Source organism: Polynucleobacter sp. 39-46-10 (assembly GCF_002282275.1).
In genome coordinates this window covers 1-6,105 of the sequence record NZ_NCJB01000133.1, presented here as the reverse complement: position 1 = coordinate 6,105, position 6,105 = coordinate 1, and the positions used below count along the sequence as shown (strand labels likewise).

Annotated in this window: 6 protein-coding genes; all 6 read left to right on the top strand. The window is 45.4% G+C overall.

Annotated elements, in window-relative coordinates; genetic code table 11:
- The coding region (locus tag B7X71_RS10655) for a lytic transglycosylase domain-containing protein (protein WP_293600721.1) at nt 1–1,227 on the top strand (1,227 nt) is incomplete at its 5' end.
- Nucleotides 1,227–1,871: a hypothetical protein gene (locus B7X71_RS10650; protein WP_293600720.1), complete on the top strand. Its 645-nt coding sequence runs from the start codon at nt 1,227–1,229 to the stop codon at nt 1,869–1,871. The genes B7X71_RS10655 and B7X71_RS10650, both read left to right, overlap by 1 nt.
- A 274-nt stretch (nt 1,872–2,145) precedes the next feature.
- The gene (locus B7X71_RS10645) at nt 2,146–3,099 is read left to right on the top strand and encodes a hypothetical protein (RefSeq protein WP_293600719.1); all 954 of its coding nucleotides are present in this window, start codon (nt 2,146–2,148) and stop codon (nt 3,097–3,099) included.
- A 215-nt stretch (nt 3,100–3,314) separates the two neighbouring features.
- On the top strand, nt 3,315–3,749 hold the full coding sequence (locus tag B7X71_RS10640; protein WP_293600718.1) for a hypothetical protein: 435 nt from the start codon (nt 3,315–3,317) through the stop codon (nt 3,747–3,749).
- Nucleotides 3,750–4,092: 343 nt separating this feature from the next.
- On the top strand, nt 4,093–5,292 hold the full coding sequence (locus tag B7X71_RS10635; RefSeq protein ID WP_293600717.1) for a baseplate J/gp47 family protein: 1,200 nt from the start codon (nt 4,093–4,095) through the stop codon (nt 5,290–5,292).
- Entirely contained in the window at nt 5,289–6,002 is a 714-nt protein-coding gene (locus B7X71_RS10630) for a hypothetical protein (RefSeq protein ID WP_293600716.1), read from the top strand. The genes B7X71_RS10635 and B7X71_RS10630 overlap by 4 nt, the downstream gene beginning before the upstream one ends.
- Nucleotides 6,003–6,105 lie beyond the last annotated feature (103 nt).

Genomic DNA, 6,105 nt, shown 5'->3' with positions numbered 1-6,105 from the left:
ACCAAGCGCGTTTATTTGGGTCTGGCTGCTGGTGTTCCATACTCAAAGGCAGCAAGCGAAAGCCCTGATGTATTGGCGCAAAAAGTAGCTATGCGTGCTCATAACTGGTGGCAAAAAACTCCCCAGGCAATGCGCACTCAACAGGCTATGGCTACTCAGGGATTCAGCCAGATCGGAATGGGCATGGAAGATGTACGCCGATTGGGTAATACGCCAATTAGCGAATTGAATGCAGCCAGTGCGCAGTACAAAAAGGATTCGTCGACGCTTTCGATTGGCGGGAAGCAAACTCAGGAATGGTATCAGTTAACTCGAAGCCTAAAACTTGCCGGGCAGACGATTGAGACCGTTCTTATAACCAAGTTGGCCCAACTTGCCCCAGTGCTCGGCCATATCACAAGCGCGCTTACTGACGACATATCAGCTTTGATCAAAGGCATCACCCCATCAGATATAAACAAGTTTGCCAATGGAATTAAATCGGTGGCAGAGTATCTCGGAAGCCCCGCAGTGCTTGAAAACCTGAAATCGTTCATGGGCGTGATCGAAGGATTTTTGAAAGCTACCGGCCATGCGGTATCGGCTTTCACGCCATCAACAGCAAAAGACAGGTCAGACTATGCCAAAAGTGACAAGGTCAATAAAAGGCATAGCGACTTTTGGTTTAAGAGCGTTCTGCCGCTCAAGCTTTACCCGAGTCTGAAAAACAATGCCGAAAAAGAAGCATTTTTAACGGCAGTTGAGCAAAAATACAAACTTCCAAAGGGCGTTGCGGATTCTGTGTGGGCGCAAGAATCAGGCAGGGGTAAAAATGTAGGGCCATCATCTGCGGGCGCTATTGGAAATTTCCAATTAATGCCGGCCACTGCCGCTGCCTATCACGTCAACCCTAACAAGTTCCGTGAATCTGCGATGGGATTCGGTCAGATAATGTCAGAAAACATGGCACGTTATCACGGCAATCTGAAGCAGGCATTAGCTGCATATAATGCGGGAAGCGGGACGGTTGACAAAGCAATAAAAGCAGCCGGTAAAAATGGTGACTGGCAATCCGAAATGTCTAAATATCAGTCACCTAAGAATTACCGAGAAACTTCAAATTACGTTCAGCAGACAATGGCTAGAATTGATCGCGCGAACAATGTAAAAACACCGACTGTTAATGTTACAATCACGAACAAAACAGGTGCCGATATTTATTCATCCACTAATGCGGCGGCGAGATAATGGCAAATTCCGCGTTTCGTGATGCATATGATCTTGCGTTTCAAGTGTCGCCAATCATTCTGACTGGTGGCTCTTATTCGTTCCCATTTCCGATTATCGCATTGACGGGGCAATTGGCATCATTGGGTCAGGGAATTGCGACATCTGGATTTAGCCTTGATTCGTTTTATGCGCGCTTTCTGCCGATACCAGGCGGCACCGTAATCAATAACCAGATTGCTACATATCCATTTGCAAATCAGCAAGTAGCAGCAAATGCCATTATTGAATCACCGAAAAATATCTCGTTGCGAATGATTGCACCGGTTAGAGACACAGCCGGTTATTTAACAAAGCTTGCTATTTTCACCGCTCTTAGAAACTCGCTTAACAATCACAATAATGCAGGTGGAACATATACAGTTGCAACGCCTGCTTATATTTATCAGAATTGTGTAATGACAGCTATGACGGACATCACCAGCGAGCAAACATCACAAAAGCAAATCGAATGGCAGATTGATTTCATTCAGCCACTGATTAGCACTCAAGATGCTAATGCAGCATTTAGCGCACAGATGGCTAAACTGTCTGGGGGCAATGTATTAACGCAGTCTTCCCCAAGCGGCATAACTGGTGCATATGCATCCAACGGGGTATATTGATGACTACGATAATTCCTTTTACCCCATCTGATGCGCAATCCCCGCCATTCTCGACTACGTTCACACTTGATGGCGCTTCATATCTCGGTGCGGCAACATGGAATGTCGCGGCTCAAAGATGGTATTTTTCGCTATACAGCTCATCCGGTGCGATTACATGGCATGGAGCGTTAATTGGATCACCGAATGGATTTGATATCCCATTAGCAACAGGGCTATTTACGCAGTCAACCATTCTTTACCGAGCGGGAACCGGTAATTTTGAGGTGACGCCGTGAGATTTTACGATCTGACGGTCACTGATAACGGGCGCATTGTTAAGCAATGGAGGTCGCACCCGAATGGGATCTATGACCCCGGTGCGCAGAACATTGAATTTGACATGATCGTAACACCATCATCCACCCCATCCGGCGGACAGATAATCACAATAGAAGGTGTATCGCTGAACGATTTGCAGCAGGCGCAAAAATACACGGGTCTGACGTTCGTATTGAGTGCGGGTATGGCAGCTGGCCTGCCATTGGCAAATAAATCTCAGCAAGGAATTATTTCAGGCGGTTTCATCTTCCAGTCCTTTGGGAATTGGGAGGGAACAGAAATGACGCTGACGTTCTTCGTCTATCCGTCAGAGTATTATTTCAACAATCCGGCAAACTTCACGCTTAACTGGATCAAAAACACGCCATTTTCTGATGCGCTTAAACAAACAATTGGCGGTGTTTATAAAAAATCAAAAATTAATATTAACATCAGCGGTGACTTAAAGTTGCCTTATGACTGTGTTGGATTTTATGGCACACTCGATGACCTAGCCCAGTTCGTGCTCCAAATAAGCACAGAAATGAATCACCCTGTTTATATCGTTCCGCAGGCGAACGAGATAAATATTTTCGACGATACATACAAGCCCGATCCGGTGCCGATTGCTTTTACTGATCTTATAGGTCAACCGACGTGGATTAGTCCGAATGTAATGCAGGTAAAAACCGTACTGCGCGCAGATATAATAAGTGGATCATACATAAATATGCCTGAAAAGTTTCAGAATATCCCCGGATTGATTTCAACGCGAACAGATTCCATGCCGTCTAGCATGAAATACAATAGCGCATTTCTGGGCAAGTTCTACGTTATCGAAATGCGGCACATCGGCAATTATCGATCACCCGATGGATCAGGTTGGGCAACAATCATGAATTGTGCTGTTGAAGGCACGCAGCCATGAGCAATAACGCACACGTAAAACTATGGCTACAAAAACAACAAAACCAAACTGCGATCATGCGAGCGCAGGCAGCAATTCAATCACTCGGGCGCGCATTGCCATGTCGAGTAGTATCAGTTGCCGGATCTATTGTAACGGTTAAATTTGAGCTTGATACCACGCCGTGGGTTTTGCCTGAAATAACAATTCCGAAAGCCGAATCGCCGTGGATCAGGATGCCGACCCAGGTTGGAGACGCAGGCATTACCGTTCCGGCTGATGCTCTACTGGGCGGAATCGCAGGGCTTGGCGGTGGCGTCCCAAAAATCACATCTAAGCCAGCCAATTTGACCGCCTTAGTTTTTATGCCAGTCAGCACGTCAGGATCCCCGCCATCAGATCAAAATGCAGCGATAGCACAAGGGCCTAACGGATTTATCGGGCAGACAACAACCGGGACGCCATCAAGCGTTAAATCAGATACCAGCGGCACCACGATGACATTTGGGTCTAATACCGCGAAACTTGACTCAACTGGCTTCCATGTTACGATCGGGTCTTATACTGTTAGCATTACGAGCGCTGGCATGTCGATTAATGGGATATCGTTCGATACTCACGTTCATGGCGGCGTTACAGCTGGAACAAGCGACACAACGGGGCCGATATAATGAGGATATACGGACGCACTTACGATCTTCTCGGAAACGCAACCTGGCATGAAATAACCACTGATGCGGACGGAATGCATGATTCTGTTTATCTAACCGCACTCGCTCAGGACTTACAGTTAAATCTAGGCGAATCCCCATTCTTTGCCGCAAATGGAATACCCGCACAGCAATCTGTTGTTACTCAGGTATTCCCCGATTACTACGCAATGCTGGCGCAATCCCAATATTCCGGGTACTTTGCGTCGCTAGTAATTAATCGCGTTCCACAATCAACGCCGCCTGTGTATAATGTTCGGGCAGTTACGAATAAAGGCGCTATTTTAGGGGCAGACATACCAATATGAGTAAAATACCATTGGTAATGAGCACAAAGGGCGCTCTTCCTACGTCTCCGGCGGATATACGATCAGCAATCGTTACAGACGCAACCCAGCAATCACCGGGTCTAACCGCAAATCTGCCAGGCTCTCTGATCGAAGATATTGTTTCTACCGACGTTTCAGCTGTTGTTCAGATAGACCAAGCGCGCATTGATGCAATTAACTCTATCACACCCTATGGCGCAAATGCTTTTGTGCTTCAGCAAATGGGCGCGCAGTTTGGAATTCCTCAAGGCGTACCGACCAACACAAGTGTTTATGTCGTTTTTAGCGGCCCCGCTGGATACATAATACCAGCCGGGTTTAACGTTTCCGATGGAACATATAATTATATTATCCAAGAGGGCGGCGTTATATTGACAGGAGGAGACACCAATCCTCTTTATGCCGTAGCAACCCAATCAGGTTCTTGGCCGGTACCAATTAATACCGTCACCCAGATAATCACATCAGTCCCCTCTGGCTACGCAATCACGGTAAAAAATCAGATTGCCGGGGTTGCTGGATCTGCCGCCGAAACAGTCCAATCATATCGGTCGCGGATTATTAACGCATATTCATCTGCCGGACAAGGTACGCCGACTTATATAAAAACACTTCTCGGAAAAGTTCCGGGGGTTCAGCCGAGATTGATTTCAGTATCCGCAGTTTCCGGTGGGTGGGAGATAATATGCGGCGGCGGCGATCCCTATGACGTAGCAAATGCAATTTATAAAGGGATTTTGGATTTATCAAGCATTATCGGTTCTACGACAACGGCGAGAAATATAACAGTCACAGTTACAGACCCTCCCGATACCTACACAATAACCTTTGTGTCTCCACCGCAGCAAGTGGTAGCGGTAAGTTGCATATGGAACACAACGAATGCAAATTTCACTGGAGCGGCATCTGTGAACCAATTAGCTTCCGTTGCAATTATTAATTATATAAACAGCATCGGCGTAGGCCAGCCAATTAATACTCTAGAGATGACGAGGGCTTTTCAAGACGCGGTGTCGTCAGCTCTCGGCCATTTATATTATCTAACTGCATTGACATTTTCAGTCAAGATAGACGGTGTAACAACACTGCCATCTGCGGGAACAGATATTATTTATGGAGACAGTGAAAGTTATTTTTACACAACTCAAACCGGCGTTAGTGTGACTCAAGGATGATTACTGAATCATTCAACACGACACCTTTGGCATCAATAATGCCATCGTACCTTTATCAGCAATATGCTGATGATGACGATTTGCAGGCATTCGTTAATTCATACAATTCACTGACTCAAAGCTATTTAGACTGGTTTAATCAAACACCGTTGGCTATATATACAAACCAAAGCATTTCAGGCACATTGCTTGACTGGTGTGCAACTGGAATTTATGGGATAAGTCGCCCGTATTTATCGACAGTTAAGAATAGCATATCAGGAGAATATGATACGGTTTCATATGATGTGGGAGTATACAATGCGTCGATTAAGAAGCAATCTGGAACATCCTCTCTTGTCAGCGATGATATATACAAAAGAGTTTTGACTTGGCATTTATATCTAGGTGATGGTTATCAAATGTCACTAGTCTGGTTAAAAAGAAGAATAGCTAGATTTCTATACGGCGCCGGCGGTCAAGATATTACCGTTGATGATTTGCAGCACGTCAGCCTAAGAGGGGCGGGTCTTTATACTGATGGGCCATATGGAACTGGCGAATATGATTCAATACCATATAATTCAGACATTGTTTCAAGTGATCTAATAAAGGGCGTAGTTGAAATAAAAATACCAAATTCGTCAATTTCGCAGGCATTTCAAATTCTGCTATTTGAGAATTATCTAGCAATGCCATTTCAAGTTAAATTCACGGTGGTTCTTGTATGAATATCTTTGTAATTGCCAATAACGTTCAAACCACTTTATCTGCTGCGACATCATCAACCAGCACGACATTCACTTTGTCAAGCTCTGCCAATCTGCCTACGCT

Excerpts from the sequence above, each read along its gene's own strand:
- B7X71_RS10650 (WP_293600720.1), top strand. The coding sequence starts at position 1,227 with ATGGCAAATTCCGCGTTTCGTGATGCATATGATCTTGCGTTTCAAGTG.
- B7X71_RS10635 (WP_293600717.1), top strand. The coding sequence starts at position 4,093 with ATGAGTAAAATACCATTGGTAATGAGCACAAAGGGCGCTCTTCCTACG.
- B7X71_RS10630 (WP_293600716.1), top strand. The coding sequence starts at position 5,289 with ATGATTACTGAATCATTCAACACGACACCTTTGGCATCAATAATGCCA.
- B7X71_RS10640 (WP_293600718.1), top strand. The coding sequence starts at position 3,315 with ATGCCGACCCAGGTTGGAGACGCAGGCATTACCGTTCCGGCTGATGCT.